Annotated in this window: 24 protein-coding genes; 11 read left to right on the top strand and 13 right to left on the bottom strand. The window is 32.9% G+C overall.

The features are described from left to right. The first annotated feature begins 36 nt into the window (after nucleotides 1-36). The 3 genes from VKY47_RS12055 (at nucleotide 37) to VKY47_RS12045 (ending at nucleotide 2,625) form a co-directional block, all read left to right on the top strand. A complete protein-coding gene (locus VKY47_RS12055) occupies nucleotides 37-777 on the top strand; it encodes a DUF3575 domain-containing protein (RefSeq protein ID WP_324313062.1) in 741 nt (246 codons plus the stop codon). A 56-nt stretch (nucleotides 778-833) separates the two neighbouring features. Next, nucleotides 834-1,511, top strand: coding sequence for a hypothetical protein (locus VKY47_RS12050; RefSeq protein WP_324313061.1), 678 nt, complete (start codon nucleotides 834-836; stop codon nucleotides 1,509-1,511). A gap of 202 nt (nucleotides 1,512-1,713) precedes the next feature. Continuing rightward, nucleotides 1,714-2,625, top strand: coding sequence for an EamA family transporter (locus VKY47_RS12045; RefSeq protein ID WP_324313060.1), 912 nt, complete (start codon nucleotides 1,714-1,716; stop codon nucleotides 2,623-2,625). Between the two features lie 325 nt (nucleotides 2,626-2,950). Here VKY47_RS12045 and VKY47_RS12040 read toward each other — a convergent pair whose 3' ends face one another. The 4 genes from VKY47_RS12040 to VKY47_RS12025 form a co-directional block, all read right to left on the bottom strand. Then, entirely contained in the window at nucleotides 2,951-3,787 is an 837-nt protein-coding gene (locus VKY47_RS12040) for a sulfurtransferase (protein WP_324313059.1), read from the bottom strand. 38 nt (nucleotides 3,788-3,825) lie between these two features. Beyond that, nucleotides 3,826-5,271 carry a dicarboxylate/amino acid:cation symporter gene (locus VKY47_RS12035; RefSeq protein WP_324313058.1) on the bottom strand — a complete coding sequence of 482 codons (1,446 nt, stop codon included), beginning with the start codon at nucleotides 5,269-5,271 and terminating at the stop codon, nucleotides 3,826-3,828. A 159-nt stretch (nucleotides 5,272-5,430) separates the two neighbouring features. After that, the gene (gene aroC / locus VKY47_RS12030) at nucleotides 5,431-6,489 is read right to left on the bottom strand and encodes a chorismate synthase (RefSeq protein ID WP_324313057.1); all 1,059 of its coding nucleotides are present in this window, start codon (nucleotides 6,487-6,489) and stop codon (nucleotides 5,431-5,433) included. Between the two features lie 70 nt (nucleotides 6,490-6,559). Further along, on the bottom strand, nucleotides 6,560-9,490 hold the full coding sequence (locus tag VKY47_RS12025) for an FAD-binding and (Fe-S)-binding domain-containing protein (protein ID WP_324313056.1): 2,931 nt from the start codon (nucleotides 9,488-9,490) through the stop codon (nucleotides 6,560-6,562). Between the two features lie 96 nt (nucleotides 9,491-9,586). On the opposite strand from VKY47_RS12025, the gene VKY47_RS12020 reads away from it, so the two are divergent. From VKY47_RS12020 to VKY47_RS12010, 3 genes are all read left to right on the top strand, one after another. Continuing rightward, complete coding sequence (locus VKY47_RS12020; protein WP_324313055.1) at nucleotides 9,587-10,075, top strand: hypothetical protein; 489 nt, start codon at nucleotides 9,587-9,589, stop codon at nucleotides 10,073-10,075. Nucleotides 10,076-10,137: 62 nt separating this feature from the next. Beyond that, nucleotides 10,138-10,977 carry a nucleotidyltransferase family protein gene (locus VKY47_RS12015; RefSeq protein WP_324313054.1) on the top strand — a complete coding sequence of 280 codons (840 nt, stop codon included), beginning with the start codon at nucleotides 10,138-10,140 and terminating at the stop codon, nucleotides 10,975-10,977. A 3-nt stretch (nucleotides 10,978-10,980) separates the two neighbouring features. Next, nucleotides 10,981-12,072, top strand: coding sequence for a phosphotransferase enzyme family protein (locus tag VKY47_RS12010; protein WP_324313053.1), 1,092 nt, complete (start codon nucleotides 10,981-10,983; stop codon nucleotides 12,070-12,072). Here VKY47_RS12010 and VKY47_RS12005 read toward each other — a convergent pair. The 3 genes from VKY47_RS12005 to VKY47_RS11995 all read right to left on the bottom strand — a co-directional run bounded on the left by VKY47_RS12005 (nucleotide 12,055) and on the right by VKY47_RS11995 (nucleotide 17,667). Next, entirely contained in the window at nucleotides 12,055-13,458 is a 1,404-nt protein-coding gene (locus VKY47_RS12005) for a Gfo/Idh/MocA family protein (protein ID WP_324313052.1), read from the bottom strand. The two genes, VKY47_RS12010 and VKY47_RS12005, sit on opposite strands and share 18 nt — an antisense overlap. A gap of 51 nt (nucleotides 13,459-13,509) precedes the next feature. After that, the gene (bshA, locus tag VKY47_RS12000; RefSeq protein ID WP_324313051.1) at nucleotides 13,510-14,649 is read right to left on the bottom strand and encodes an N-acetyl-alpha-D-glucosaminyl L-malate synthase BshA; all 1,140 of its coding nucleotides are present in this window, start codon (nucleotides 14,647-14,649) and stop codon (nucleotides 13,510-13,512) included. Between the two features lie 102 nt (nucleotides 14,650-14,751). After that, nucleotides 14,752-17,667 carry a serine hydrolase domain-containing protein gene (locus VKY47_RS11995; RefSeq protein ID WP_324313050.1) on the bottom strand — a complete coding sequence of 972 codons (2,916 nt, stop codon included), beginning with the start codon at nucleotides 17,665-17,667 and terminating at the stop codon, nucleotides 14,752-14,754. Nucleotides 17,668-17,906: 239 nt separating this feature from the next. Here VKY47_RS11995 and VKY47_RS11990 point away from each other — a divergent pair, with 239 nt between their 5' ends. Next, nucleotides 17,907-18,278 carry a DNA topoisomerase IV gene (locus VKY47_RS11990; protein ID WP_324313049.1) on the top strand — a complete coding sequence of 124 codons (372 nt, stop codon included), beginning with the start codon at nucleotides 17,907-17,909 and terminating at the stop codon, nucleotides 18,276-18,278. 340 nt (nucleotides 18,279-18,618) lie between these two features. Here VKY47_RS11990 and VKY47_RS11985 read toward each other — a convergent pair whose 3' ends face one another. Both VKY47_RS11985 and VKY47_RS11980 read right to left on the bottom strand, forming a co-directional pair. Continuing rightward, complete coding sequence (locus VKY47_RS11985) at nucleotides 18,619-19,077, bottom strand: cold-shock protein (protein WP_324313048.1); 459 nt, start codon at nucleotides 19,075-19,077, stop codon at nucleotides 18,619-18,621. A 270-nt stretch (nucleotides 19,078-19,347) separates the two neighbouring features. Then, entirely contained in the window at nucleotides 19,348-20,691 is a 1,344-nt protein-coding gene (locus tag VKY47_RS11980; RefSeq protein WP_324313047.1) for a T9SS type A sorting domain-containing protein, read from the bottom strand. 230 nt (nucleotides 20,692-20,921) lie between these two features. Between VKY47_RS11980 and VKY47_RS11975 the strand changes: the two genes are divergently transcribed. Both VKY47_RS11975 and VKY47_RS11970 read left to right on the top strand, forming a co-directional pair. After that, nucleotides 20,922-21,212: a DUF3817 domain-containing protein gene (locus tag VKY47_RS11975; protein ID WP_324313046.1), complete on the top strand. Its 291-nt coding sequence runs from the start codon at nucleotides 20,922-20,924 to the stop codon at nucleotides 21,210-21,212. After that, on the top strand, nucleotides 21,212-22,456 hold the full coding sequence (locus tag VKY47_RS11970; protein ID WP_324313045.1) for a mechanosensitive ion channel family protein: 1,245 nt from the start codon (nucleotides 21,212-21,214) through the stop codon (nucleotides 22,454-22,456). Before VKY47_RS11975 ends, VKY47_RS11970 begins: the two co-directional genes overlap by 1 nt. Here VKY47_RS11970 and VKY47_RS11965 read toward each other — a convergent pair whose 3' ends face one another. Beyond that, nucleotides 22,457-22,843 carry an acyl-CoA thioesterase gene (locus VKY47_RS11965; protein WP_324313044.1) on the bottom strand — a complete coding sequence of 129 codons (387 nt, stop codon included), beginning with the start codon at nucleotides 22,841-22,843 and terminating at the stop codon, nucleotides 22,457-22,459. 187 nt (nucleotides 22,844-23,030) lie between these two features. On the opposite strand from VKY47_RS11965, the gene VKY47_RS11960 reads away from it, so the two are divergent. Then, nucleotides 23,031-23,432, top strand: a complete 402-nt coding sequence (locus tag VKY47_RS11960; protein WP_324313043.1) for a glyoxalase — start codon at nucleotides 23,031-23,033, stop codon at nucleotides 23,430-23,432. 3 nt (nucleotides 23,433-23,435) lie between these two features. After that, nucleotides 23,436-23,882: a transcription elongation factor gene (locus VKY47_RS11955; RefSeq protein WP_324313042.1), complete on the top strand. Its 447-nt coding sequence runs from the start codon at nucleotides 23,436-23,438 to the stop codon at nucleotides 23,880-23,882. Here VKY47_RS11955 and VKY47_RS11950 read toward each other — a convergent pair. The 3 genes from VKY47_RS11950 to VKY47_RS11940 all read right to left on the bottom strand — a co-directional run bounded on the left by VKY47_RS11950 (nucleotide 23,875) and on the right by VKY47_RS11940 (nucleotide 26,421). Beyond that, nucleotides 23,875-24,552 (bottom strand): DUF2461 domain-containing protein, encoded by a 678-nt coding sequence (locus VKY47_RS11950; RefSeq protein ID WP_324313041.1) that lies wholly within the window; start codon nucleotides 24,550-24,552, stop codon nucleotides 23,875-23,877. The two genes, VKY47_RS11955 and VKY47_RS11950, sit on opposite strands and share 8 nt — an antisense overlap. 158 nt (nucleotides 24,553-24,710) lie before the next feature. Continuing rightward, nucleotides 24,711-25,190: an Lrp/AsnC family transcriptional regulator gene (locus tag VKY47_RS11945; protein WP_324313040.1), complete on the bottom strand. Its 480-nt coding sequence runs from the start codon at nucleotides 25,188-25,190 to the stop codon at nucleotides 24,711-24,713. Nucleotides 25,191-25,260: 70 nt separating this feature from the next. Beyond that, entirely contained in the window at nucleotides 25,261-26,421 is a 1,161-nt protein-coding gene (locus tag VKY47_RS11940) for a M14 family zinc carboxypeptidase (protein WP_324313039.1), read from the bottom strand. Nucleotides 26,422-26,573: the final 152 nt, after the last annotated feature.

The raw sequence follows: 26,573 nt of genomic DNA, 5'->3' as shown, positions 1-26,573 counted from the left end.
AATTTATTTGTAAATTTATAATACATTTGAATTCTCATGAAAAACAGGAATTTATTACTCGTATTAACCTTGGTATTAATATCATCCATGGTCTACAGTCAGAAAATTGAGTATGCCAATCAAGAAAATCCTGTAAAAAATGAAGTCTCTTTTGAAATTCTACAAGTTTTAAACGGAGTATATCAATTATCTTACGAACGACATCTTTGGGATAATTTTAGCGGAGCATTAGCTTTGGGATATAAAGGAAAAGAAGGGATCGTTAAGTTATCTGGAATTGATACGGACCAACTTAAAACCGACGAGGTTTTTTATACGGGTTACCAAATAGCGCCAGAAATTAGATATTATTTAAAAAGCACTTCTAAAAACAATTTAGATGGCTTTTATTTTGGGGCCTATTTAAAATATTCAAATTATAAATCCAATCTATCTGGATCGTATATTGATGATAATGGCATTAATTATGCCTTGGAGTTCGATATGAAACTAGATATCACCTCCGTGGGTTTAATGCTTGGATACAAACTAGCAGTAACAAAACACCTGAATATCGACTTTATGATTGCTGGACCTGGTTCTGGGAATTATAATTTTGAAATTGACAATAAGAAGGATCTACCTGACGAATTCTATAGAGATTTAAACAAAGCCTTAGAAAATTACAGTATTCTAGACTTTATAAATTCAGATTTTAGATTCTCGCAAGTCGATGACAAATCTAAATTTACCGCATTTTCATTTAGATACGGAATTGCTGTTGGCTATACTTTTTAACAATCATATTTAACTATCAACTATATTTTAACAAACACTTATTTTTAAAAATCACTATGAAAAAATCATTGAAATTAATTTTTGCACTTACCCTATTAGTTATTGTTTCCAGTTGTTCCAGCATAAAAGTTTTAGATTCTTGGGAATCTGATACAGCAAGTTCTATAAAAGATAATAACATATTAGTGGTTGCTAGAACTCAAGATAAACAAGCTAGAATTGCTTTTGAAACAGCTATAGCCAATGAGTTTAGATCTAATGGCATAAAAGCAACAGAAAGTTTTAGAAAATTCCCAAACATGTTACCAGATGAAAAACTTGATGATGACAAACAAAAAGCTTTTAAATCCTTTTTAGAAAATGAAGGCTATGATGGTATTGCTGTTACTGTTGTAAAAAACAAGAGAGAATCTACCGAGACCAGTCAGGATGGTGGTTATTATGCAGGAGCTAGTTATTTTCCTAATTACTACCCTGCTTATTATGGTGGTTTTTATGGGTATTATTCAAATCCAATGTCCTATTCTACTTTTGGAAGTTATGTACCAAGCACTTATACAACTACCACAATCACAACTTTTATAGTTGAAACGGTAGTTTACGATTTAGCGCAACCAGAAGACAAACAGTTAGTTGCAGTAGTAACATCTCAAATTGAAGACCCACAGGATGTTACCAAGAACGCTAATTTATATGCTGAAAAGGTTGCCAAAAGTCTTCAAAAGAAAAAATAGTAACGACTTCCATTTCATTCTATATAATATAAAAGATCTTGAATATATTCAAGATCTTTTTTTGTTTGGTTAATTAAGTTATTGCTTTGCTAAGTATATTCCAACACCTTAATTTTATTAAACGACTTAAATAATAACACAATTTAACAGCCTTAAAATTATTTAATAAGATACATTTGCAAATTATTTTAAAATCGTTTAAATGAATGCTACCAAATATTACATTGCAGTAATCACAGCCTTTACCATTTGGGGCTTTTTTAGCGTGGTCTTAAAGTCCTTAGACGATTTTACTGCATTTGACATCCTGAGTTATCGCTCGATTTTGTCGGCCTCAATCATGTTAGTTATTACGTTGTTCTTTAGTCCAAAAATGCTTAAGAGAAACAAAGAACTATTTTTATCTTTTTCTAAAAGTATTCGATATAGAATTTTAGGAATAAATATGTTAAGCGGTTTGTTTCTGGCTTTAAACTGGTATATTTTTATTTATGTTATGAACAACGTAAGTGTAAGCGCGACCTCTTTGGCTTATCTTATTTGTCCCATTTTAACCATGGTTTTGGCTTATATTATTTTAAAGGAAAAGCTCTTTAAATTACAATGGTTTTCAGTGGTATTAAGTTTAATTGGTTGTTTATTACTTTCTCTTGGAAATATTATGGATTTGATCTATAGTATGATAATTGCTTTTAGCTATGCTATTTATCTTGTCTTACAGAGAAAAAACCAAGAAATGGATCGGTTTATCGTATTAACAGCACAATTATTTTTTGCTGTTATCTTATTGTTTCCATTTTTCATGACTTACGAATTCAATACGGTAAAAACTCCTTTTTTCTATGGGATGATTGTTTTAATAGCAGTTGTATTTACCATCATTCCCATGTATTTAAATATTTATGCTCTTAAAGGCTTGCCCTCTTCGGTAGTTGGCGTGTTTATATATTTAAACCCAATTATTAATTTCTTTCTTGCGGTTTTTTATTTTAACGAAAAAGTTAGCTTGTTGGAAGCCCTAAGTTATATACTTATATTTATCTCCATTATTATTTTTAATATTCCGGCATTAAAACATCGCATTCACAGACGTCGAGCTGCACATATTCAATAAATATTGAAAATAAAAAAGGTCTTGAAATTTGTTCAAGACCTTTTTTTTAACTTAACAACTAACCAAAAATAAATAAAAAACTTAAAATAATCTTAACTATAATAAATAGCACATTTATTTTGTAAGTGTAAACATAATCAAGTTTTTAAAAAGATAATTAAAAACTCGATGAAACGATAGAATTAATTGTTTTAAATGAAAAATATGCAGAAATTATCTTCAAAACACATCACACTAATTGAAACCAATATGTCGATTGTAGCAATTATTTTAAACTATTGAAATCCAGTTTAAATATTTGATGTAGAAAGTGTTATATGAAATATTATTCAGAGGTTAGACTTCCCCATTCTGTCCAGGAACCATCATAAACAGACAGGTTTTTATATCCTGCAAGCTCTGCTCCTAATGCTAGAACGCATGCTGTAATTCCGGAGCCACAAGAAAAAGTGAGGGCTTGATCTTCATCTGCAAAAGGACTAAACAAGTGCTTTAATTCTATTTCAGATTTTAATAGGCCGTGGTCATTCATTAGTTTTTCAAAAGGAAGATTTACAGAATTCGGAATATGACCACATCGTAAGCCTTCTCTTGGCTCTGCCTCTAAAGATTTAAATCGGTTCTCAGAACGCGCATCCATAATCAAGTGGTTTTTATCTTGGGATTCCTTTTGTACATCCATGAAAAACTTCATTAATTGTGGTTGAAGTTTTGCTTCAAAATCGCCATTTTCACCTGTATAATCATGTTTTATTTCAGTTTGAAAACCTGCTTCTTCCCAAGCGGGAAAACCACCATCTAAAACTGCGACATGTTCAAAACCAAAAGCTTTAAACAACCACCAAGCTCTCGGGCTGGAATAAACACCTTTTTCATCGTAAACTACAAGGACACTATTTTGATTGATTCCTAAATTTTGTGCTTCTGCAGTAAATTGTTTTTCAGAAGGAAAAGTAGTTGGAAATGCTGCAGAAACCTCGCTAAACTTATTTTTTAAATCGAAAAACCTAGTTGAAGGAATCTGACTTTCATTTAAACCTGTATCAGTTCCTGTAACTTTAGGAATGGTTGCATTAAGCACCACCAGATTGGGATGACCTAAATGTTTTTGAAGCCAAGCAACAGAGACAATTGGCGAAAATATTTTTAATTGGGATGTCATTCTTCTTTTTTTTTGGCCAACAAGTTAAAATAATACGTTTAGGAGTCTAAATCGAATGTTTCGCTCGGATTTTCTGGAGCTTGATAGTCCAACATGTTTTCACCATCTGCAATAATAGCACAAACCGTAGCATCTCCTGTTACGTTTACAACCGTTCTAAACATATCTAAAATTCTGTCAACCGGAAAAATAATAGCAATCCAAGCGGGATTCAACCCTACAGAATCCAATACGATGATAAGCATGACCAAACCAGCACTCGGTACAGCTGCAGAGCCGATAGATGCTAGTGTTGCCGTTAAAACCACTGTTAATTGTTGACCAAGCGTTAAATCTATCATGTGCAATTGCGCTAGAAAAACCACAGCAATAGCCTGATACATACTGGTTCCATCCATATTTACCGTTGCTCCAATTGGTAAAACAAAACTACTTATTTTTTTATTTACCCCTAAATTTTGCTCGACACATTCCATAGTTACAGGAAGCGTTGCTGCACTACTAGAAGTGGAAAAAGCTAAAGTTTGTGCCGGCCCCAATGCTTTGAAAAACCCAGCATATGGAATTTTTTTCACGAAAACTTTTAAAATAATCGGATAAATCACAAAAATCATTAATAGTAAGCCTGTTAAAACGGTTAAGGAATACCAACTTAAGCCTTTAAAAATCTCTACTACTTTTCCAATATCATCTCCGGCCATTTTACTAACTACTCCAGCCAAAAGTGCAAAAACAAAAAATGGCGCAGCTTGCATAACGATGTCAACCATTTTTAGAAACACTTCATTTATACCTTCAACAAAAACCAATACAGGTTTTGCCTTCTCTGAAGGAACAAACAATAAACAAACTCCAAAAAACACAGCAAAAAAGATGATTTGAAGCATTAAACCGTTGTTTGATAAGGAATGGAAAAAGTTGCTAGGTACAATATCAACTAGAGGCTGTAAAGGCGTTGTTCCTTTTCGACTTTCTACCGTTTCCAGCTTATCTGAGACCGAAGCTTCCCTAAGTTCACTTTTTGATAAATCTGAAATCTGTTGTGCTCTTTCAAAAAATGCCGGATCTTGTAAGTAGTTTAATCCGTCCTTGATTTGATAACCTTCCGAACTCGCCCAAATTTCATAACTAATTCTATTGTCTATTCGACTTTGTTCATCAATTAATTTTCCAGGTTTAAAGGTATTTACCAATAACAATCCTAAGGAAATTGCCATGATGGTTGTGATAAGGTAAATTCCTAAGGTTTTCCCTCCCATTCTTCCTAAAGTCGAAGGATCGCCAATATTAGCAACACCACTTATTATGGAAAACAGAACTAACGGAACAGCAATTAACTTCAACAAATTAATGAATATGGTTCCAAACGGATCAATCCAATTAATAGTAAAAGCACTCCAACCCATTGAGCTTGATAATAAAGCCCAAATGATACCGAGTACCATTCCAATAATAATTTTCCAGTGTAATGCTAATTTTTTCATATTTTCTCCCATGAAAATGGGAATTATTTTTTAATTAATAGATATTATTCTCAGTCTCTTTCAAATAAGAACAAAAATTTCTCTTTTAGCATATTTTAAACTTTAATATCCTAAAAATAAACACTTAAACAAGAGACTCTTGCTTTTGCAGGACTTGAACTAATACATTTTATTTAAAAGCCAAAAATCTGCTAAAACCAATGCTGCCATAGCTTCTACTATAGGAATGGCTCTAGGAACTACACAGGGATCGTGACGTCCCTTACCTTGCATTTCAACAATATTCCCAGAACTATCCAAGGCATCTTGCTTTTGAATAATGGTTGCCACAGGCTTAAAGGCAACCCTAAAATAGATGTCCATACCGTTACTAATTCCACCTTGAATACCTCCCGAAAGGTTGGTTTTGGTGGTTCCATCTGCATTGAACATATCGTTGTGCTCGCTTCCTCTCATTTTTGCACCACAAAACCCACTGCCATATTCAAAACCTTTTACAGCATTTATAGAAAGCATGGCTTTGCCAAGTTCGGCATGGAGCTTATCGAACACAGGTTCTCCAAGTCCAATAGGAACACCTTGTAACACACAGGTAACCGTTCCGCCAATTGTATCTCCTTGTTTTTTAATTTCTTTGATTCTTGAAATCATTCTGTCGGCTGTCTCCGCATCTGGACAACGCACGGCATTAGATTCTGTTTTGGAAAAATCTAAATCCTGATAAGGTTTTTCAAGGAAAATATCACCTACAGACGAGGTGTAGGCATTAATTTTAATATCCTTTAAAAGTTGTTTTGCAATAGCACCCGCTACAACTCTACAAGCTGTTTCTCGCGCAGAACTTCGTCCTCCTCCTCTATAGTCACGAACTCCATACTTTTTTTCGTAGGTGTAATCGGCGTGACTCGGACGATAAACATCTTTTATATGTGAGTAATCCTTAGATTTTTGATCGGTATTTTTAATATTAAAACCAATAGGTGTTCCAGTGGTAATTCCTTCAAAAACACCAGATAAAAACTCGACCGCATCAGGCTCTTTACGCTGTGTAACGATTTCGGATTGTCCTGGTTTTCTTCTATTTAACTCACTTTGAATGGCTTCTAAGTTTAAGTGTAATCCTGGAGGACAACCATCTATAATTCCTCCAATGGCTACTCCATGAGATTCACCAAATGTGGTTAATTTAAATAATTTTCCGAAGGTATTTCCTGCCATTTAGTTGCGAATAGTTGTTAGTTTTTATATCAAGTATGCTAAAATATATTTTATATTACAGAAACAAAAATTATAAGAGAGCTTCTTTAAGGATTGTTACCGGATGTTTGGCTTCTTTTTGTGTGCCATCTTTAATTTGATGCCTACAACTGGTTCCATTCGACGAAATAATTATTTCTTGATCTGCTCTTCTAATGGCAGGAAATAAAGTCTGTTCCCCAATTTGCATGCTTACCTCGTAATGTTCTTTGTCATAGCCAAAACTTCCAGCCATACCGCAACAACCACTAGGAATAATAGTTACTTTATAATTTCCAGGTAAATTCAAGACATCAAAACTCGATTTTTGATTGCTTAATGCTTTTTGATGACAATGCCCATGAAACTTAATGGTTTTAGCTTCTTTTGTGAATTGTTCAGCCTTAATATTTCCTAAACTTATTTCCTGCTGAAGAAATTCTTCAATCAAAAAACAATGATTTGCTATTTGCTCTGCAGAAACTTTATCTTCCACCAATTTTAGATATTCATCTTTAAAAGTTAAAATAGCCGAAGGTTCAATTCCTATTAAAGGGGTTTCTGGAGTGATTTTATCTTTAAAAATCACCATGTTTTTATCAGCTACTTTTTTTGCTTGTTTTAGCAAACCTTTAGATAAAAAAGCACGACCAGATTCGGCATGATCTAAAATGATGACTTTGTAATTCAATGCCTTTAAAAGCGTCAAGGCATCTAATCCTATTTGTGTGTCCAAATGATTTGTGAATTCATCATTAAATAGATAAACTTCTTTAATATAATTTTCAGCATCATACTGATTTAGTGTGCTTTTATAAAGCTCACTTAAACTTTTATTTGAAACTAATGGCAAGCTTCTTTTTGAAGCGATTCCGAAGGATTTCTTCAATAAAGACGACGTAAAAGCATTCGAAAACATAAAGTTTGTCAACCACGAAACCTTACTCCCCAATGCATTCAATTGATTGTTATAAGCAAATAATTTCGTTCTTAAAGAAACGCCGTTAGCCTCTTGATATTGATACAAAAACTCTGCTTTTAAAGTGGCTACATCCACACTACTCGGGCATTCGCTAGCGCAGGCTTTACAACTTAGGCATAAATCGAAAACCTCTTTTAGCTCTTTGTGATTGAATTTGTTCGCTTTTTCGGAGTTTGTCAAAAACTCTCTTAGCGCATTAGCTCTAGCTCTAGTAGTATCTTTCTCGTTTCTGGTTGCTCGATAACTTGGACACATGGTTCCTCCAAATTCTGGAAGTTTTCTACAATCTCCCGAACCATTGCACTTCTCAGCTTCACGAAGAATTCCTAAAGAAGCTGAAAAATCCAAAAAGGTTTTAATTTCAGGTTCTTTTCTATCAGGCACATACCGCAAATTCTCATCCATTGGAAAAGCATCAACTATTTTTCCAGGATTAAAAATATTCTCAGGATCAAAGGCTGCTTTAATGCGTTTTAGAATTTGATAATTGGCCTCACCAATCATTAATGGGATAAATTCAGCCCTTACAATCCCATCTCCATGCTCGCCACTCATGGAGCCTTTATATTTCTTGACTAAATGCGCAACATCTGTGGTTATTTTTCGGAACAAAACTACGTCTTCTTTTTTCTTTAAATTTAAAATTGGACGTAAATGCAATTCACCAGCTCCGGCGTGGGCATAATAAACAGCTTCTTGGTTATAGCTCGTCATCAGCTTAGTAAATTCACCGATGTAATTAGCCAAATCTGGCAAAGCAACCGCCGTATCCTCTATACAGGCTGCCGTTTTTTTATCGCCGATGATATTTCCCAACAAGCCCAATCCCGCTTTGCGTAATTCGATGGCTCTATCAATATCTTCGGTTTTTAGAATGGGATTTGCATAGCTTAAATTTAAACTATCAATGTCTTTTATTAGCGCAACTATTTTTAAATCTACTTCTTCTGTAGTTTCACCTTTAATTTCACACATTAAAATAGCTTGAGGATCACCCTCAATAAACTGCCTGTTTTCTTGCTGTGTTTTATTATACTTGGTTAGATCCAGAATGGTTTTATCCATCATCTCGCACGTATGCAAATTGTGCCGCATCACAGCTTCTACGGTATTTAAACAATCTTGAATGGACTTAAAATGCGCAGCAACCATCATGCTTTCTTTTGGAGGAAGCACATCTAATTGCAAGGTAATTTCCGTTGTAAATGCAAGTGTACCCTCACTACCAGTAAGTAGTTTACAGAGATTGAATCCTTCTGAAACATCTGAAAACACCTCTGTTTTAATCAGCTCGTCAATGGCATAACCCGTATTTCTTCTATGGATTTCTGGTTTCGGGAATTGCTCCAAAATTTCATTTTGAACAGCTTCAGAAGCTAATTCTTCATATATCGTTTTGTAAATAAATCCTTCTAGTGAATTGAGCTTTGCTTTGTCCTGAAAGTCTTTATTGGATATTTCACCAAAAACGGCTTCAGAACCATCGCTTAAAATAGTTTTTAATTCCAAGACCTTATCTCTAGTCACTCCATATTGAATAGAAGTTGTTCCAGACGAATTATTCCCAACCATTCCTCCTATCATACAACGATTTGAAGTAGATGTATTTGGCCCGAAAAACAAGCCAAAAGGTTTTAAATAATTATTGAGTTCATCTCTAATTACTCCAGGTTGCACCTTAATTGTCTTTGCTTTTTCATCCAGATGTAATATCTTTGTAAAGTGCTTGGAAACATCAACCACGATGCCATTTCCAACACATTGACCAGCCAACGATGTTCCTGCAGTTCTTGGAATTAATGAAGTTTTATTGTTTACAGCAAATTCAACAAGCTGCTTAATATCCTCCAACGTTTTTGGATACGCAACAGCCTGTGGCAACTTTCTATACACCGAAGCATCAGTGGCATAGATAGCCTTTGTTAACTTATCGTAGTGTAAGTCGCCTTTTAGCCGATTTTTTAATTCTTTAAAAATCGAATCTGTTTGCAATAATTCCAAAGATTTATAGTTTATATGAATGCCATAAATTTAAGATTAGTTTATGACTTTTTGCAAAACAAAAATGATTATTTGAATTTAAAATAAAATGATATTATGAAAAAAGTATGGTTAATAGCAGTGGCCTTTTTAGGCTTTACAACTTTTCTAAACGCACAAGAAATCTCTAAAAATGCCATAGGCCTAAGACTTGGTGATAGCGACGGCTTTGGAGCTTCCATTTCATATCAACGTGCCATTATGGAAAACAACAGGTTAGAATTCAACTTTGGATGGACCGATGGAAAAAACTACGACGGCACAAAATTAATTGGCTTATACCAATGGATTTGGAACATTGATGGAGGTTTTAATTGGTACACAGGTCCTGGAGCCGGATTTGCAACCTACCGATATAATAATTATTATAACAATCATAGAGATGGTTTTCTTATTTTAACAGGAACGGTTGGTATTGAATACAGTTTCGACTTCCCTTTACTACTATCTCTTGATGTAAGACCAGAACTGGGCTTAGGAAGCAGCTCTTACGACAATAACGATTTAAATTTCGATTTAGGACTAGGCGTTAGATATCAATTCTAATCGCTTTTGGAAATATTATTTAAAACACCTTTTTTAGGTGTTTTTTTATATAGTTTTGTATCATGAAACAAAAATCAATAGCCATTATGGCGGCTGGTATGGGTTCCAGATTTGGAGGTTTAAAACAAACACATGCGGTTGTAAACAATTATGCTATTTTAGATTTTTCTATATATGATGCGATTCAAGCGGGCTTTAATCACATAGTTTTTATTATTAGAGAAGATATCTCAAATGTTTTTAAAGAGCGCTATGAAAATACATTGCCAGAAAACATAAAAGTAAATTTTGTATTTCAAGAGTCAAAAGGATTTCCAAAGCGAAAAAAACCTTGGGGAACTGGTCATGCCTTACTCTCTTTAAAAGACACTATAAAAAATGATTTTGCCCTAATTAATGCGGACGATTTCTATGGGCGCCATGCTTTTAAACTCATGCATGAGGCATTATATATAAACACAAAACATCAAAATTACTTTATTGGGTATCAGCTAAAAAACACGTTATCAGATTTTGGAACCGTTTCTAGAGGCGTATGTGTTTTAAATGAAAATCAAGAGCTTATAAGTATTGTTGAACGAACTAATATAAGCATAGACAATCCATTAATGCCTTTAGACACAATAGTTTCCATGAATTTCTGGGGATTTACCTCAAGTATTTTCAATATAACAGAACAACTGTTCCAAGCCTTTATAAAAGATCACAAAGATTCTGAAACAGCTGAGTTTTACATTCCTAAAGTGGTCGATTTCATGATTAAAGAACAACTAATCAATTTTAAAATGCTCGAGTCCCATAACCAATGGTTTGGGGTTACCTATAAAGAAGATGAGCCTATGGTGAAAAAACAACTTCTAGATCTTATTTATGAAGGTATTTATCCAACTAAATTATGGTAATCCATGGAAACTCTTAAAGATATTTGTCGTCAATTTCAAATAGAACAACCTGTTTTAAATGTTTATGTTTTGGCTTCTGGACACATAAATGACACCTATTTAGTAAGTTGTAGTAATGATGTAAATTACGTGTTGCAAAAAATTAACAATCAGGTATTTACAAATTTAAACAACATTATTATAAACAAGGTAATTGTTAGTGCTCACTTAAAAAACACTTACAAAAAAACAGATAGCAAATATCAGGTTGCCGGTTTTATTAAATCAAAAAATGATGCTTTTTTTATTGAAGCTTATAATGGCTGTTGGACCTTAATGGAATATATTCCAAACTCTAAAACCATTGACAGAGCAGAAAATGAAAAACAGGTTTTTGAAGCAGGAAAATTATTTGGGAATTTCATTGCTAGCACGTCTACTATTAAAACCAATCAAATTATTGAAACACTTCAAAAATTTCATTCTGTACCATTTCGTTTTTATCAATTTGAAGAAGCACTAAAACAAGCTCAAGCATCTAGAAAAACAGAAGCTCAAGCCCTGATAGATTTTGTTTTTGAATTGCAGCTAGATATGTTTAAACTTTCGGAATTAAAAGAAAAAAACACGTTTCCGTTACGAATTACTCATAACGACGCCAAATTATCCAACATTCTATTTGATAAGGATGATAACGGTCTTGCAGTGATTGATTTAGACACCGTAATGCCTGGGATTGTGCATTTTGATTTTGGAGATTCTATTCGTTCTATTTGTTCTAATACGGTTGAAGATTCTGAAGATTTGGAACAAACAACCATCAATTTAAAATTTTACCAAGCTTATTGCAAAGGTTTTGCTCTTGAGACTACAAATATTCTAACCTCAGAAGAGATAAATTACCTACCATTGGGAATTAAAACCTTAATGTACATTATGGGTTTGCGTTTTTTAACCGACTATTTAAACAACGATGTGTATTATAAAATAGCCCATGAAAAGCATAATCTGGTGCGCGCTAAAAACCAAATGGCACTTTTAAAAAGTGCCATTCAATATTATGATGAGATAAAGCGGATAACTTATTCTAGTTATAGATTAGAGAATATCTCTTAAAATTTCATTTTTCCTAGGTGTTTCCCATGTTCCACCTGTAAAATCAGGAACAACGGTTCTAGCACTGTTATTGGCCACCGATATTTCCGATAAAGGCGTCATGGCACTCCAAAGAACGCTATCATAAAGATTGATATCTAATGGCAAACCTTTGTTTAAACAGCGAATTAATCTATAAATCATAACAAAATCCATCCCTCCATGCCCAACAGCATTGGCATCTATTTGGGTTTTTAATTTATTCCATAATGGATGGTCGTAACGCTCTCTATATTCTTTGTATTCTTCGTCTTTCAACCAACTGTGCCCCCATTGCAATTCATCATGACCAACATATAGCCTAGAAGGATAGCCTTCATGAGCTGCTTTGGTTCCAAACACATTATTTAATCTAGAATAGGGTCGTCCTGTATGTGTATCGAATTGCAGCATGATGGTTCTCCCTAACTTCGTTTTAATTAAAGTGGTATTCATATCGCCACAAGCAAACTTTTTTACAGGGAAATTTTCCATTTCGGCACCTAACTTCAAACTATCGTCACGAGAACTCATGGAGGTTATAAAATCGTAGTTATCTCCACGCCCAATGTCCATATAAAAACTTGTTGGTCCTAAGCCATGACCTGTATAGAAGTTTCCATTTTGCTTTTCATGAAACTTGATGCGCCATTGATTTTCGTAATACGTGTCGTCCATCATGTGTTTACGTAAATCGTGAATATAAGCTCCTTCAGCATGATTGATGTCTCCAAAAACTCCTTGATCTATCATATTCAAAACCCAAAGCTCTTCGCCGTTAAAACAGCAGTTTTCCATGTACATACAATGTTTTTGGGTACGCTCGGCTACTTCAATCAATTTCCAGCAATCTTCCAAGGTCATAGCCATTGGTTGCTCGCAAGCTACATGTTTTCCCTGCTCCATGCCATAAACAGACATTTCGGTATGCGAGTCCCAAGGAGTTGCAATTAAAATCAAATCGATATCATCCCTTTCAACTAATTTTTTCCATTCAGTTTCATTTCCATAATATAAATCTGCGGATGAATTTTGAATGGTTTTAAGATATTCGTTGTTTTTCTCAACCTTCTCTTGTTTTAGATCGGAAAGAGCTACAATTTCTGCATGATTGTTTTTAATAAGATATTCGAACATCTGGATCAGGACACTTCCTCTGTTTCCCATACCAATTATTCCTACACGAACTTTTGAAATTGGATCTGCAGTAAGACCCACGGCGTTCCCAAGTGCTTTTTTTTGTTTTAGAAGTTCATTTACAAGCTCCTTTTCTACAATTTCATTACTTTTATTTGCAAGCATGCTTGGAGCTAAGCCTAAAAAAAGACCTGCTCTTGCTGTTAAATTTAAGAAGGATTTTCTGTTCATATTTGATAGAATTAATTGAAAACAAAAAGATATAAAATATATTCAGGAATCCTATATCAAAGCTTTACATTTTGCAAGTGTAGCCTCATAAATAGCTTCATATTGGGGTACGATTTGATAAATATCAAATTTGCAAGCCTCCTTTTTGGCTCCTTCTTTAAACTTGGCCAATATCTTTTCGTCTTTTAAAATACGAAGAGCATTATTGCTCATTTCGTCTATATTACCAACATCACTCAAGTACCCTGAAACACCTTCGACATTTACTTCAGGAATCCCACCAGAATTACTTGAAATTACTGGAACTCCAGACGCCATGGCTTCTAAAGCAGCTAATCCAAAGCTTTCAGTTTCAGAAGGAAGAACGAATAAATCAGAATAACATAAAATACGATCTATTTCATGACTGTTTCCGAAGAAAACCACCTTATTTGAAATACCTAATTCAGCGCATAATTTTTCGGCCGGCTCTTTTTCAGGGCCTTCACCTACCATCATCAATTTAGCCGGTATTTCCTTTTGAATGTTATAAAATATTTTAATGATATCTGGAATACGCTTTACTTTTCTGAAATTACTGATATGTGTGATAATTTTTTCATCTTCATTTGCCAATAAATCCCGTTGACAATCGGTGAAATGATGATTGTGTTTTGCAATGTCTATAAAGTTCGTCACCACATGAATATCATTTTTTATATCGAATAATCTTAAGGTATCTCGCTTCAAACTTTCGGAAACTGAAGTTACAGCATCCGATTTATTGATGCTAAAAGTGACTGCTGTTTTATAAAACGGATGAGATCCAACCAAGGTAATATCTGTACCATGAAGCGTGGTTACAATAGGCACATAAATACCTTCTTCCTGTAGCATTTTTTTAGCCATATAGGCTGCATAAGCATGAGGAATGGCGTAATGTACATGAAGAATTTCTATTTTGTGAAGTTTGACCATATCCACCAATTTGCTTGATAAAGCTAACTCGTATGGCTGATAATGGAATAAGGGATATTCTGGCACGGTTACTTCGTGAAAATGCACATTGCTTCCAATAAGATCTAGTCTTACCGGCTGTTTATAAGTAATAAAATGGATTTCATGACCTTTTTTTGAAAGCTCAATACCAAGTTCTGTTGCTACTACTCCACTTCCTCCAAAGGTTGGATAACATACAATTCCAATTCTCATTATTTCAATTTTAAGTGTCTAACGTTATAAGTGTCCAAAATTAAAAGCGCCTAAAGTAATTTCTACTTTAAGTACTTATAACTTGAAACTTCAAGTACTTTATTAATCTATAATCGCTTCATAAATCAAGCGCTGAATATCTGTTCTAATATTTGCTTTTAACAATAAGTTAGTACCGGCTTTTGGATAGGTTCTATTTGCCAAAAACACATATACAATTTCTTCTTCGGGATCTGCCCACGCATAGGTTCCTGTAAATCCAGAATGCCCAAAGCTAGTCATGGATACACATCCACAGGTTGGTCCTGCTTCTCCTAATTGAGGTTTATCGAAGCCAATACCACGTCTGTTATTTTCATCGCAAAAATAACAGGTGTTATACTCATCTACAGTGTCCGGTTTAAAATAGCGCTTTCCACCATAAAACCCTTTTTGTAAAAACAGTTGCATAATTTTAGCCACATCGTTGGCATTACTAAAAATTCCAGCATGGCCACCAACACCGTCTTGCATGGCTGCCCCCATATCATGCACATACCCATGAACTTCTTGATACCTAAAGTAATCATCAATTTCTGTCGGTACAATTTTTTTACCACTAAATTTAATATAAGGATTATAAGTGGTGTAATTTGCACCTAAGGACTCGTAGAAATGCTCTTGTACAAGCTCATCCAAACCTTTGTTGTAATACGTCTCAATATATTTCTTTAAAATATAATATGGTAGGTCGCTATATCTATAGCTCTCTTTACTCAAAAGGTCTGTATCCTTAATTATTTTTTGAATGGAGTCTTGGTAATCCGTTCTCATATAAAGGTTATTGGCTACTTTTACAGAAAACTTTTTACTGTATTCCGTTCTATAATACTTAGAATCGGGATGTTTTGATGAATCTAAAGTAGCATAATAAAATGGAATCCAAGGTTTTAATCTGGCATAATGGGACAACATCTTTTTTATGGTAATGCTTTTCTTATTAGAATTTGCATATTCAGGAAGTATGTCGGAGAGTTTAGTGTCTAAATTAATTTCTCCTTTTTCCTCAAGCTCCATTAATAACGGTAAGGTTGCTAAAATTTTTGTTAACGAAGCTACATCATAAATATCATCAAAAGCTACGGGTTCCGATTTTTTATCGTACGTATGTGTTCCAAAGTTCTTACTATATATAACTTTCCCTCTTCTAGCTACTAGCAATTGAATACCAGGAGTCATTTTTTTATCTACGGCATATTGAGCCACGGAATCAAGCTTTTTAAGTTTTTCTGAGCTCATACCAACGCGCTCTGGAAAACCATAGGTTAAACGCGATAAATTGGAGTAAGAAATCCCTTCTCCTGCATAAAACCCATTGCCCACTGAAACTGGCAACATCCCTTTAGCCGAAATAGCACCAAAAATAAGTTGCGCCGATTTTTGCTGAGCAATCTTGCTGTTTTGATAGCTAACTACAATACTTTCGAAGTTTTTAACTGTTGCAAGATCTAACAAGGCATAAGGTTTTACAAAAATATCGAGAATCACATTATTGTTTCGAGCAATTTCGTGCAACCAAACTAATTCTTTATCACTAAACTTATAGTCTTTCCACGGAGTGGCGTTAGATCGATGAAATCCAATAATAACTGTGTTGTATGCAGAAAGTTTTGTTATTAATTCATCTAAATTATCTGCAGAAACCTCATGTACTTTGGCATATTTCTGTAGTTCTTTAAAAAAGACAGAACCATCATCATCTCCCATTTTTACGTAAGCAATTTTCTTTTTTTCTAATTTTCTAATGGGAAGTAAATCTTCCTTGTTTTTAATGACTGTAATAGCATTTTCAAAAAGAACTTCAGAAAGTGTCTCGTCTTTAATTCTATTTAAATCTTCTAAAAGATGCTTTGTCTCAATAGGTTTATAGTTATTTAAACCAACCTTATATTTTGCTTGAAGGATTTTTTTAACCGAATGTGCCAATCTTTCCTCCGTAATCGTTCCAGATTGATACGCTTCCACAATTTTACCAATAGCTTTTGGTACATCTTCAGAAATTAACAACACATCGTTTCCAGCCATAAAAGCAGCTAAATCAATATCTCCAGGACTGCTGTAATTTGCGGCGCCTTTCATATTTAAGGCATCGGTATATATTAAACCTTTGAATTGAAGTTTTTCTTTTAGAATTCCTGATACAATAGGATAAGACAATGAAGACGGATAACCCTCTCTTGGTTCTAGAGCAGGTACATTTAAATGAGCCACCATAACACTGGACAGGCCCTCTTGGATTAATTTTCTATATGGATAAAATTCTACGGAGTCGATACGTTTCTTATCAAAATTAATGCTTGGCAAGGTTTTATGCGAATCGGTATCGGTATCTCCATGGCCAGGAAAATGCTTGGCATTTGCCAAAACTCCAACACTTTGCATTCCTTTCATAAATGCTAAGGCCTTTTCGGTAACATTATTCCTGTCTTCTCCAAAAGATCTGTTTCCTATAATTGGATTGATGGGATTGGTATTAATGTCAACCACTGGGGCAAAATTAAAGTGGACGCCTAAACGCTTGCAATGCTCCCCCATTTGTTTTCCTACTTGCTCGATTAAGTCATTGTCTTTTATGGCACCAAGTGTCATATTCCATGGAAACGCATACGTAGAATCCAACCTCATGCTTAAGCCCCACTCGGCATCCATGCCAATTAGTAAAGGAATTTTTGATGCTTTTTGAAAAATATTATTAATTCTAGCCTGGTTTACTGGATCGCCTTTAGAGAAAATAATCCCACCTATGTTATAATTAGTAATTACTTGGCTAATAATATTTTCATGAGCCAAACCTTGATTGGAAAATGCTTGAACCATAAAAAGCTGTCCTACTTTTTCTTCTAAAGTCATATTGTTATACAAATTATCTACCCATTTTTGTTGGGCAGCCAAATCGGTCGACAATAAAGGATTGGTGGTTTGGGAAAAAAGACTTGTATAAGCTAGAAATAAAGTTAACAGACAAATTAATTGACGCATAAATATAGGCTTTAAAAGCATTTTTTAATTAAGTATAAAAACGTTGCAAATTACCACTTTTAAAAAGAAGATTAAAAGACTTTAAGATAGATTTATAAAGTTTAATTAACACTACCGATACATAATTGTTGTTTTTATTTTGAAAGCTAAAAATTAACGACTCTATTAGTATTATGACCTCCTTTTCAGTATTTTTGAATAATTATTTAGTTTAATTTTCATTTCTTTTGAAACCGTTTATGAAATATTTTTTTGTTATTACATGTATGCTCTTATTTACAGGTTGTTACCAAGTTGAACGTAATTGCTTAGACTATCAAACTGGTGCTTTTTATAGCGAAATTACCATAGATGGCGAAGTATTTAAATCGGAGTTTGTTAGAACCAAAGACCTTCAAGTAGAAACTTATAATAATAAGATAGATTCTACGCACGTAAGATGGATTAATGATTGTGAGGTTGTTTTTAAAACTATCCATCCAAAAAACATGTCGGAAAAAAAGGATATTCACTTAAAAATATTGGTTACCACAGATTCCACCTACACGTTTGAGTACTCTTATGTTGGTGAAAAGACAAAACAAAAAGGGATTGCAACCAAACTAAAATAATATGTAAGACTTTTTATTATCTGGCAATGCCCTTATGGCATTGTTGACCTTAACCTTCTTGGAAATTATTTTGGGAATAGATAATATGGTCCTTATTTCTTGAGTTCTTGACCTTTAGAAATCTAAAGTTAAAAAAATAAACAAATCTTTATTTAAGTATAAAAAACATCTTCTATTCAACACTTTAGTGCATTCAGAAATTTGGATGAAACCTTTCTAAAGTCTTTAAAAGCTAAATCAAAAACCCTTACTATCCTTGGAATGATTAAATATTGCTAGAAAAAAAACACAAAAAAAGACCGTCCTTAGACAGTCTTAAAATTTATAGATTTGTTTTAATTTAAATTAAGGTAACCTTAACGGCGTTTAAACCTTTCATACCTTTCTCTAATTCAAAAGAAACTTTGTCGTTTTCTTGGATATCGTCGATTAAACCACTGACATGACAGAAATATTTTTCTTGATTTTCAGCATCAATAATAAATCCAAATCCTTTGGAGTTATCAAAAAACGATACTTTCCCTTTTCTAACTGGGTCAATTTCTTCTATATCGCTATCATCTCGTTTTGGAATACTTACTTCAATACTCTCGGCATCTACCTTGATTTTTAAAGATGGATCTGGAGGTGTGTCTGTTAAGTTTCCGTTGTAATCTACGTAGGCAAACTGAATACCTTCATTCCCACCAGTTTCTTTATCTAGTTTACGGGCTTCCATTTTTTTACGTTTATCTTCACGCTTCTTTAAACGTTTTTTTTCTTTTTCACTTTTATTAAATGTTTGCTGCGATTTTGCCATTCGTTAATTTAAATATTAATTTTATTTTAATTGTTTAGGAAGAAGTTGTAATACTAAACGATTGATCTCTTATTAAGAATCATGTAAACTCTTAAAACTACCTAAAGATATTATTTGCTTTTTATTTGCAAAGGTAGCCTTCTTTAACATGAGCAAAGATAGGCATTCATTTCGATTTATTTGAAGGTATAAGAGAAAACAACAAAATTTAATTGTTATTCGCGCAAAAAACACTAAAGACACATGTTAAACAAATTAAAACTTCTTAGTTTATTTTACTAGTAGCTTCTTAGTTTCCAATGCTTGCCCTGAAGACACGCGAGCTAGATATAAACCAGAGCTTAAGCTAGTTAAATCGATGTTGTTAGCGCCTAACTTTAAGGTTTTTAAATAAACCAATTGCCCATTAATGGTATACAATTCCAAATTAGCACTGTTCGTGTTGATTGTAAATGTAACCGTGTCGAATGCAGGATTAGGATACATTCCTATTCCCGATAAAGCATGGTCTTTCAAAGATAAAGCCTCACAATCATATTCGTTTTCTACAAAAGAACAGGTATCATCAATAATCCAGTTAGCTAAAAAAGAAGCTTCGGAATCATCAACAAAAATACAACTTAGACTAGAGTTTTGCTGCATTCTAAATTCTGAAATGTGACTGTTATTCCCATTTCTAAAATCTACCGAAGACAAATTGTTGTCATCACACTTAATCCATCTAAGTTGGGAACTATAAGAAATATCCAAAGTTGTAAGATTATTGTTTATAGCGTAAAACAGCTTCAAATTTGAAGCTGCAGATAAATCGATTTCATTTAAATTGTTGTTACTTATAAAAAGCCTTTCCAATTGTGAGTTATTGCTCATATCCAAATTACTGATGTTATTATCTCTACAATCCAAATAATTTAATTGAGAATTAGCAATTATAGAAAGCTCAGGCAGATTATTCTCTTGACATGTAAGCGTATGTAAATTAGGGTTTTGGGAAACATCTAAAGCATTTAAACCATTAACTCCAATATGAAGGGTGCTTAATTGGCAATTATTGCTAATATCTATAGTGCTTATGTTGTTGGAATAACAACTTAAATACTGTAAGCTTAAATTGTTGCCAACCACAAGTTCTGATAAGTTATTTAAGCTTACTCCCAACTCTTGGAGAAGTAAATTACTACCAACATCAAGCGTACTTAACAAATTGGAATTAAGAAAGACTGTTTTAAGTTTTGTGTTTAACGAGAGATTGATATTAGATAGTTGATTATCGTCTGCATTTAACGCATAAAGCTTTTTATTTTGAGAAACATCTAAGCTCGTTAAATTATTTAAGGAACAATCAAGTGTTTTTAAATTTCCAAATGCCTCAATTCCTGAAAGGTCATGAATGAAGTTTTGGGATACATTTAAATAATAAACAGCAGTAGCATCACTATTTAGAATGTTGCCATTTAAGCCGTTGGTATCAATGTTTAAATCGATTAAAGCTTGTTCAAAATTAGAATCTGGAATAGCTGTGGTTTGGGAATAGCCTATTGTTACATTCAAAAATATTGAAACAAGTAGATATGGAAAAAGAAATCGCGATATGCTTATAATAGTAGGTTGCATACGTTTATTTTAATTGATTAATAGCTTAGCTTACTGATATTTAATAACATAAAGGTATTACAATATTAAAATAGTGTAACATTTAATCGATGTGATTTAAATTTTTCCGACAACCTACTGTTTTTAGCCTAAATACGACACTTTTACGCAGTAAATTAGACGTTAAAAACATACTAAATATGCGGTTAATTGTAACTTGAATTGTATTTTTGCCAATTAAAACCAGATATATGTTTTCGTTATTAAATACATTTCGAATTATTGCATTATTAGAAGGAGTTTCTTACCTTTTGTTATTATTCCTTGCCGTACCAATTAAGTATTTTGGAAACGATCCGCAATATGTAAAACTACTTGGAATGCCTCATGGATTATTATTTGTTGCCTATGTAATTTTAGCGTTTATAATAGGTTCCAAACTTAAATGGAAAACCAAAACACTACTATTTGTATTGGCCGCTTCCGTTATTCCATTTGGAACTTTTTATGTGGATAAAGCTTATTTAAAACCTGTTGCATAATGGAAGATTGGCAATGCTTTTTTTATGATTATTTTATTTCAATTCAATTTACTGAAACCGTCTCCAAGTATTTAAATATGCTTAGTTTAATGGTGATTTTAGCTGTTGTTATTTATATAACAGATTTTATTGCTCGTAAGATTTTAGTAAATGCCTTTATTAGGTTTTCAAATAAATCGAAAACTAATTTCGACGATTTATTGGTTGATCATAAAGCCCCAAAATACATTGCACATATAATTCCATTAACTATAACCATTAAGCTTTTCCCTTTAGTTTTTAGCGATTTTCCACATTTTGAAGAATACATAGTGATGCTTTTAAGAGTTTATGGGGTTTTCTTAACCGTGTGGATTATTAGAAGTGTTTTACGGACTTTTGAGTCTTATTTTAAAACCTTACCCCGATTAAAAGACAAACCTATAGATAGTTACATCCAAGTGGTCATGCTATTTATTTGGGTGGTAGGTATAGCTACATGTTTGGCTATCGTTATAAAGTTACCGTTTACGCAGTTTTTCACGACTCTAGGAGCTGCATCGGCCGTTTTATTGTTGATTTTTAAAGACACTATTCTTGGTCTAGTTGCCAGTATCCAGATTGCTATAAACGATTCTGTAAGGATTGGAGATTGGATTACCATGGAAAAATATGGTGCCGATGGAGATGTTATCGAAATTAACCTTTCTACCATTCAAGTACAAAACTTTGACAAAACCATTACGCACATCCCAACATACGCCATTTTAACAGATTCCTTTAAGAATTGGCGAGGCATGCAATCTTCGGGTGGAAGACGTATTAAACGGGCTATTATTTTAAAGGCGAAAAGCGTTCATTATTTAACTCCAGAACAAATTGAAAAGCTAAAGGACATTCAGTTAATTAATGAGTATCTATCATCACGACAAAAAGATATCGAGACTTACAATACGCAAAACAACATAGATAAAAACACCTTAATTAATGGTAGAAACATGACCAACTTAGGCGTGTTTAGAAAATACGTGTTGTCTTATGTTCAAAACCATTCTGCCATTAATAAGGATATGTCCATTATGGTTAGGCAATTAGATCCAACACCAAATGGACTGCCTTTGGAAATTTATGCTTTTAGTAGTGATAAACGCTGGGAAAATTACGAATATATCATGGCAGATATTTTCGATCATGCCATTTCTGCTGTGGGTTATTTCGATTTGGAATTGTTTGAATATCCTACCGAATTTCCTAATCTAAAATAATTATTTTATCCGGTCCTTTACAAATTCTATTTTATCTTTACCATGTGGCGTTGGGTTGCCATCTTCGTCTAAGTTAACCATCACAATATTTTCTACCGTTAAAATGGTTTGCCTGGTCATTTTATTTCGTGCCTCACAATTTAAGGTAATCGAGGTTTTGCCAAATTTTACCACTTTCATTCCCAACTCAATAATATCTCCTTGTTTGGCGGAACTTGTGAAATTAATTTCAGAAATAAATTTAGTGACAATTCTAGGGTTTTCTAATTGAATGTTTGTGTATAATGCAGCTTCTTCGTCTATCCAAGCCAATAATCTGCCTCCAAATAAAGTACCGTTTGGATTTAAATCTTCAGGCTTTACCCATTTTCTAGTGTGAAATCTCATAACATCTGTCTTTTTAATTTACCAATATTCAAAGATAGTTTTTAATCCTATACATCAGTTTTAATGGTTGTTATTTCGCACTATTCCTACATGCTTTTTTCAATTTGTTAATAACCCTGTTAATATTGAAATTGGATTTACAGGAAAACAATTATCATTATTTCTAACTTTAAGAAAACTTATTAAAATGAACCGATCTACAGACTTAAAAGAATGTCGTCCCACAATTTCTTCAACGCTATTTTTTGATTCCATGAGTGACGACGAGCGTTTTCAAAACGCTACTTTACGACCTATTTTACAACTGCAAAATGATTTATTTGTGGAGGTTTTTAAAAACTACGCTTCCAAACACAAAAATGTTTTTTTCACCTTAACAACTGATAAACAAATAAGTTATATTGAAAATTCCATACAGAGAGATATAAAGTTTAGAAACTCTTTAAAAGGAATGATTATTGGCCAATTTACTTTGGAAGAATACAAGTTTTATATCACGAATTCTTCGGCATTAAATAAACGGATGATGCATTTGGTTAAAGAAAGATTAATTAACAATATTCAAGTTTTTCGTCCTATATTTGCGTGAAATATGAATATAAAAGAACAGTTGTTACAAGCTTGTTATAGCTATGTAAACAAACGTATTGCAAGTTATAAATACGAAATAGAAACCATTAAAGAATCTATTGAGAATAACGATAAAAGCAATGACGAAGGAGACGATTCCGGCAACGGAAAACTATTTAACGATTTGGAATTAAATTCACAATATTTAAGTGATGCCACTAAAATGTTGGATGTGTTGAATTTAATAAATTTCAAAACGGTAAATGACAATGTGGTTTTAGGAAGTTTGGTCAAAACTACTTCCAATAACTTTTTTATAGCTATAAGTGTTGGAAAAATAGAAATTGACGGGGTTTCTTATCTTGGCATATCCTTAAACTCCCCTATTGGGCAATTGCTTAAAAACAAAACTGTTGGAGAATCTCTTTCCTTTAACAACAATACATTTACTATAAGCGAAATTAAATAATTCTTTCACCATTTAAATTGGTTGTAAGTACATCGCTCATATAATTAAAATAAGGCCTAATAGCTTTAAATGCAGTATTTACTTCATCTAAAAAGTTAGGGTCAAGCACTTGTTTATCGCTATAATTTTTGGTGAAGATATATTGCTTTTTTCGAATTAAATCTATGGCAGGATGCTCTTTATCAAAGCCTCTAGGCGCTGTTTTTAACTCGTCTCCCTCAAAATCTCCCCAAACTTCATTGAATTTTTTATTGGAAATAATTTCCCTGATTTCAGTATCGTCCATTTCAAACTCTTTACGGATCCGAAGTAGATCTTCTTTATTTGGCTCCCAAAACCCAGTAGCCATAAACGATTTGTTGTTTGGTGCGAGATGCAAATAGTAACCCCCTCGAAATTCTGGTTTTTTTCTTTTGAAGGATCCACTAAAATGAATTTTATAAGGTAATTTGTTTTTTGAAAATCGCACATCACGATAAATCCTAAATACTTTTAACTTTTCAATATCGTCATGAACACTTAAATTCTCTAATGCCGCATTAAAAAACAATTTGGTCTTCTTTTCTATATTTTTAAATTCATCTTTATGGTCGTTAAACCAATCGCGATTATTATTTTTTTCGAGGTTTAGTAAAAATTCAAAGAGTTCTTCTGAAATAACAGGATTCATAGTATAAAGTTTGCTTAAAAATACAAAAAAATGAGCTTATTTGAATGCTATAATTTGCATTGGATTTACAATAATAAAAAACCACGCATTCAAAAATATTCTAAATAAAAAAGACTGTCTTTCATGACAGCCTTTTAAATTTTATATTTGAAATCTAATTACATATCGTTAAAAATAGAATGCATTAAACGTTTTTTATCGTTCAAGCTCTCTTCTAAAGATATCATGGTTTCCGTTCTGTAAACTCCTTCTATATCGTCTAACATGAAAATAATGTCCTTGGCATGTTCTGTATCCTTTGCTCTAATTTTGCAGAAGATGTTAAATTTTCCAGTAGTAATATGTGCAACAGTAATAAAAGGTATTTCGTTAATTCGCTCTAAAACAAATTTAGTTTGCGACGTTTTTTGAAGAAAAACACCTACATAAGCTATAAAAGAATAACCGAGCTTTCTATAATCCAAAGTTAACGAAGAGCCCTTAATAATTCCTGAATCTTCCATTTTTTTCACTCTAACATGAATGGTTCCTGCTGAAATGGATAGTTTTTTCGCTATATCAGTAAAAGGAATTCTTGTGTTTTCAATTAACATATCTAAAATTTGATGATCGATTTCATCTAACTTAATTTTCGCCATTTTTAGTTTTTTTTAAATAAAACACAAAAATAATACATTATTACTGATTTTTATACATCTTAATTTAAGATTATGTTAATTTTAATGGATATTTAATGTTATCTATAAAAACCTCCTCAATTTCATGTCCAACTATAAAATTTTTCTGGTTATTTATTAGAACTTCACATTTATTGGCCGAAATTTCTTTATGTCCGAAATAAGAATTCAAATCCCCTATTCTTTCAATTTTAGGCATAAAATCTATGGCATTATTTTTTAAAACCTCTTGATATTGAATAGCGATATCCACAATCTCTTCGCCATTTTCACTTACAATTTTAGCTTGTCTAATAATAACATCAAAATGATTCTTACAATTCTCTGGGATACTAAAATATGGCTCAAATCCAGTACCGGACACCTTGTTATTGGCTATATAATACAAACCATACAGAAGGGCCTGAAACATATAAAATCTAGTGATTTCACGATTATAATCGTCTTTAAAATGACCAGCTTCAAACAAAATAGTAGGCGTATTTAAAGACTGGAAAGTGTCCCCTACGCAATTATCATTAAATGCATCGTCGTAAATACCAATTTGATTGGGAATTTGATCTTGCAATAATGTATTCATAGCAACTATAACTTCCATAGACTTTTTACGCGTATGGGTTAAAGTACAAGCTTCGTCTTGAGCTGGAGATAGGAATGATAAGGTTGCAGACTTATTGGTCTGCCCTGCTCCAAACAAGGTTCTTTGTCCATGTAAGTTAAAACAAAAGTCTGGCTTAAAGTTATTAAATAAGTCCCGTAAAATGACACTTTCAGGTTGCGATAAGTTTTTTGCATCTCTATTTAAATCTATTTCGTTGGCATTAAGCCTGGTATATAGCTTGGCGCCATCCGGATTTAAAATAGGAACAATAAGTATGGTAGAACTGTTGAGTATGTGCTGAATGTTTTCAGAACCATCTAAAGCAAAAACGTTACAAATATCAAAAATAGCCTTGGTAGTTGTGCTTTCGTTACCGTGCATTTGAGACCATAATAATACCTTTTTAGGACCATGTCCAATTTTTATGGAATGGATGGGAGCATTTAAAACTGAGTTTCCAATCTGTTCAATTTTAAAATAGCTTTTCAAATTTTCAATTAAAGGCTGGATATGATCATTATGGATGTATCGATTTTTAAGTTGTATTTCTTTATAAGAATCGTAACCGGTTTTTAAATAGTCTTTAGTCATTGAAAATGGTTTGATACAAATGTAAACAAATAACAATTTACATTTGTAAACAAGAAAACGAATGAATTCTGTTTACATTTATAGTCATGTTAAATGGGATTAATAAGTCTTGTAAACAGCTATAATACTAAATATTAGTTAGGATATATTTA

The sequence above is a fragment of the Xanthomarina sp. genome, assembly GCF_035306705.1.
In the GTDB taxonomy this organism is placed as follows: Bacteria; Bacteroidota; Bacteroidia; order Flavobacteriales; family Flavobacteriaceae; genus Xanthomarina.
The sequence above is the reverse complement of the archived record's forward strand: the minus strand, read 5'-3'. Positions and strand labels throughout refer to the sequence as shown.

Bases quoted from the DNA above. Each gene is read 5' to 3' on its own strand.
- VKY47_RS12055 (WP_324313062.1), top strand. From the start codon at position 37: ATGAAAAACAGGAATTTATTACTCGTATTAACCTTGGTATTAATATCA.
- VKY47_RS12050 (WP_324313061.1), top strand. From the start codon at position 834: ATGAAAAAATCATTGAAATTAATTTTTGCACTTACCCTATTAGTTATT.
- VKY47_RS12045 (WP_324313060.1), top strand. From the start codon at position 1,714: ATGAATGCTACCAAATATTACATTGCAGTAATCACAGCCTTTACCATT.
- VKY47_RS12040 (WP_324313059.1), bottom strand. From the start codon at position 3,787: ATGACATCCCAATTAAAAATATTTTCGCCAATTGTCTCTGTTGCTTGG.
- VKY47_RS12035 (WP_324313058.1), bottom strand. From the start codon at position 5,271: ATGAAAAAATTAGCATTACACTGGAAAATTATTATTGGAATGGTACTC.
- aroC (WP_324313057.1), bottom strand. From the start codon at position 6,489: ATGGCAGGAAATACCTTCGGAAAATTATTTAAATTAACCACATTTGGT.
- VKY47_RS12020 (WP_324313055.1), top strand. From the start codon at position 9,587: ATGAAAAAAGTATGGTTAATAGCAGTGGCCTTTTTAGGCTTTACAACT.
- VKY47_RS12015 (WP_324313054.1), top strand. From the start codon at position 10,138: ATGAAACAAAAATCAATAGCCATTATGGCGGCTGGTATGGGTTCCAGA.
- VKY47_RS12010 (WP_324313053.1), top strand. From the start codon at position 10,981: ATGGAAACTCTTAAAGATATTTGTCGTCAATTTCAAATAGAACAACCT.
- VKY47_RS12005 (WP_324313052.1), bottom strand. From the start codon at position 13,458: ATGAACAGAAAATCCTTCTTAAATTTAACAGCAAGAGCAGGTCTTTTT.
- bshA (WP_324313051.1), bottom strand. From the start codon at position 14,649: ATGAGAATTGGAATTGTATGTTATCCAACCTTTGGAGGAAGTGGAGTA.
- VKY47_RS11995 (WP_324313050.1), bottom strand. From the start codon at position 17,667: ATGCGTCAATTAATTTGTCTGTTAACTTTATTTCTAGCTTATACAAGT.
- VKY47_RS11990 (WP_324313049.1), top strand. From the start codon at position 17,907: ATGAAATATTTTTTTGTTATTACATGTATGCTCTTATTTACAGGTTGT.
- VKY47_RS11985 (WP_324313048.1), bottom strand. From the start codon at position 19,077: ATGGCAAAATCGCAGCAAACATTTAATAAAAGTGAAAAAGAAAAAAAA.
- VKY47_RS11980 (WP_324313047.1), bottom strand. From the start codon at position 20,691: ATGCAACCTACTATTATAAGCATATCGCGATTTCTTTTTCCATATCTA.
- VKY47_RS11975 (WP_324313046.1), top strand. From the start codon at position 20,922: ATGTTTTCGTTATTAAATACATTTCGAATTATTGCATTATTAGAAGGA.
- VKY47_RS11970 (WP_324313045.1), top strand. From the start codon at position 21,212: ATGGAAGATTGGCAATGCTTTTTTTATGATTATTTTATTTCAATTCAA.
- VKY47_RS11965 (WP_324313044.1), bottom strand. From the start codon at position 22,843: ATGAGATTTCACACTAGAAAATGGGTAAAGCCTGAAGATTTAAATCCA.
- VKY47_RS11960 (WP_324313043.1), top strand. From the start codon at position 23,031: ATGAACCGATCTACAGACTTAAAAGAATGTCGTCCCACAATTTCTTCA.
- VKY47_RS11955 (WP_324313042.1), top strand. From the start codon at position 23,436: ATGAATATAAAAGAACAGTTGTTACAAGCTTGTTATAGCTATGTAAAC.
- VKY47_RS11950 (WP_324313041.1), bottom strand. From the start codon at position 24,552: ATGAATCCTGTTATTTCAGAAGAACTCTTTGAATTTTTACTAAACCTC.
- VKY47_RS11945 (WP_324313040.1), bottom strand. From the start codon at position 25,190: ATGGCGAAAATTAAGTTAGATGAAATCGATCATCAAATTTTAGATATG.
- VKY47_RS11940 (WP_324313039.1), bottom strand. From the start codon at position 26,421: ATGACTAAAGACTATTTAAAAACCGGTTACGATTCTTATAAAGAAATA.